Annotated in this window: 1 protein-coding gene and 1 pseudogene; one reads left to right on the top strand and one right to left on the bottom strand. The window is 44.4% G+C overall.

The window, feature by feature from the left end; translation table 11 throughout:
- On the bottom strand, nucleotides 1-242 hold a 242-nt coding region (locus M1L23_RS09485; RefSeq protein WP_252627130.1), incomplete at its 3' end, for a transposase.
- A gap of 899 nt (nucleotides 243-1,141) precedes the next feature.
- Between M1L23_RS09485 and M1L23_RS09480 the strand changes: the two are divergent.
- Nucleotides 1,142-2,300 (top strand): annotated as a pseudogene (locus M1L23_RS09480) (IS3 family transposase).
- Nucleotides 2,301-2,433: the final 133 nt, after the last annotated feature.

The following is a 2,433-nucleotide window of genomic DNA, read 5'->3' as shown; positions in this document are numbered from 1 at the left end:
AGTTCGACATCGCCATTGATGCTACGAACAGTTTTCTTGGTTTTACCATTACGAGAGTTGCCGCTGTTGTTGCCGGCTGAGTCATTTGGTGCGTAGCCTAAATGAGCTTCCATTTCAGCCTCTAGCATCCGCTCTGCCACCTTCTTGGTAAGCTGTTTGAGCAGGCCGGCTTCGCCTAAGATGTCTTCTGGGGAATCACAGCCGTCAAGCAGCTGGTCGATGAGTTTGTCTGATATTGGCATTCTGATATCCTTCTTCGATATTGTTAAGAATGCCATTTACACAGATATTTTTACACTCTGACCTAACTCATTTTGCGGTTACCAAATAAAACAGGTCACCGGTTTATAGTTAACCAAGTATCTATCTTCTACCTAACTTTGTTTCTTAAATGATTATACTAATGTGTCAAAAAATGACTTTGATAATAGCCAATTAAACAAATTTACAATGTGGTGTTGCGTCTGTAAATGTAAGCGATAATAATAACTTGGCACCCACAGAAGCTTCAAACTGAATCATCATCGTTCACTAGGCACTCCACAGCCATTTTTAAACTGATTAAATACCCTACTGGTGAAAGTTGATTGTTGGAGCTATGTCGACGTTTCACCTTATTGAACGTAGCATATTATCAAAGTATCACGCCTTGCACCGTCATTACTTGTATGGACGGACTAGTTAGCTCTTATTCATCAACCGGAAATCTCGAGCTGGGAAATGGACCTGTATCTGAAGGCGAGATATTAAGTTGAATATAACAATAGCATTGGCTTTATTACTGGAATGTTTTTGCCGAAACACAGGTTTTATTTGCTTGAAGAGAGGGGGGTATAAAGTAGTGTGTTAAAGGAAAACTTAGGGTCGATAATTAAATTATCTAAATCCCTTAATTGGGCTTAATCTGGCTGTTTTCATCAGTTGGCTTACTTTCATTAGGTCCTTTACGCCAACTCCAAACCACAATCAAAAAGGTTGCGAGGGGGATTAGAAGAGGTAAGAGTAAAAAGTACTGATTCATAGTAACTCCTTAACTGGTGTGCCTAAATAACAACTTTACTCAACCCAAAGCTTGAACTGGTCTAATAGATCCGGACACATTAATTAGCGACAATACTAAGTCAGCAATTAAGGTGTCAATATGAGTCAGAAACGTGCATACAAGCAGTACTCAAAAGAGTTCAAAGTAGAGGCGGTAGCATTGGTTAACGATCAAGGGTACACCGTGCCGGAAGCTGCTAAATCATTAGGGATTAACCCAAATATGCTGTATCGCTGGAAGGAAAAGCTAGACGAAAGCAATGGTCGGAACCAAGTCAGTGAGTCTGAACGTGAGGAGCTTCTCAGGTTGCGCAAAGAGAACCGCAACCTACGGATGGAAAAGGAAATTTTAAAAAAGGCGTCAGCCTTCTTCGCGAAAGAAATGAAGTAAAGTTTGACTTCATCATGTGTGAATCAGCGCATTATCCGGTCACAGTATTGTGCCAGGTGATGGGCGTAAGCCGCTCAGCATTTTATGATTGGAAGCAGCGCCCAGGGAAGTTGATTCCGGCCCAAGAGCTCAAAATGCGTCGACGCATGAAAAAGCTTTTTGAACTCAGCCGAGAAAGTCTGGGCAACCGAGAGATGATGAAGAAGCTGCGCGGAGAAGGCTATAAAATCGGTCGCTATAGAGTACGTAAGCTAATGAAGCAGATGGAGCTTGTCGTGCGCCAGCGGGTAGCCTATAAAGTGACAACGAAGCGCAAACATACTGACACTGTTGCTAACAACTTACTGAATCAAAACTTTAACCCAACTGGACCCAATGAAGTTTGGGCTGGTGATGTGACCAACTGCCGCACTGCCGAGGGCTGGATGTACCTAGCGGTCGTTATGGACTTGTACTCGCGACGCATTGTCGGGTGGCATATGGATAAGCGCATGACCGCCGATTTAGTATGCAAAGCGCTGACTAAAGCTTACAACCTCAGGCAACCGCCGGCAGGGCTGGTGTTTCACAGTGACAGAGGCTCACAGTACACCAGCAAGCGCTTTCGCAAATTGCTTCACAGCTACAAGATGCGGGCGAGTATGGGAGACGTGGGAGCTTGTTGGGATACGCCGTCGTCGAGCGCTTCTTTGGTAGTTTAAAACACGATTGGCTGTATAAGGTACCTCAGCCAACCCGTGAGCATATGAAGGCAGATGTGGCCGCTTACATGCGCTATTACAACTTGGAGCGGTTGCATACTGCTAATGGTGATATGTCACCGGTAGATTATGAAAACACGCTAAGAAAAGTGTCCGGTTTTAGTTGACCAGAACATGCGCGTGGGATAGATATTCCGCCCTCGGTAGACCCGCTTGGAATTCATCCAAATGCGGATCGAGCAGGGCTTGATGCGCTGCGCAGATTTAGAGATTGGGATGAAGGAAGATAAATTGTGTTAG

The organism is Aliidiomarina quisquiliarum, from assembly GCF_023922585.1.
GTDB classification, from domain to species: Bacteria; Pseudomonadota; Gammaproteobacteria; order Enterobacterales; family Alteromonadaceae; genus Aliidiomarina; species Aliidiomarina quisquiliarum.
Note: the sequence above shows the minus strand (reverse complement) of the source record. Positions and strands in the feature narration are given on the sequence as shown.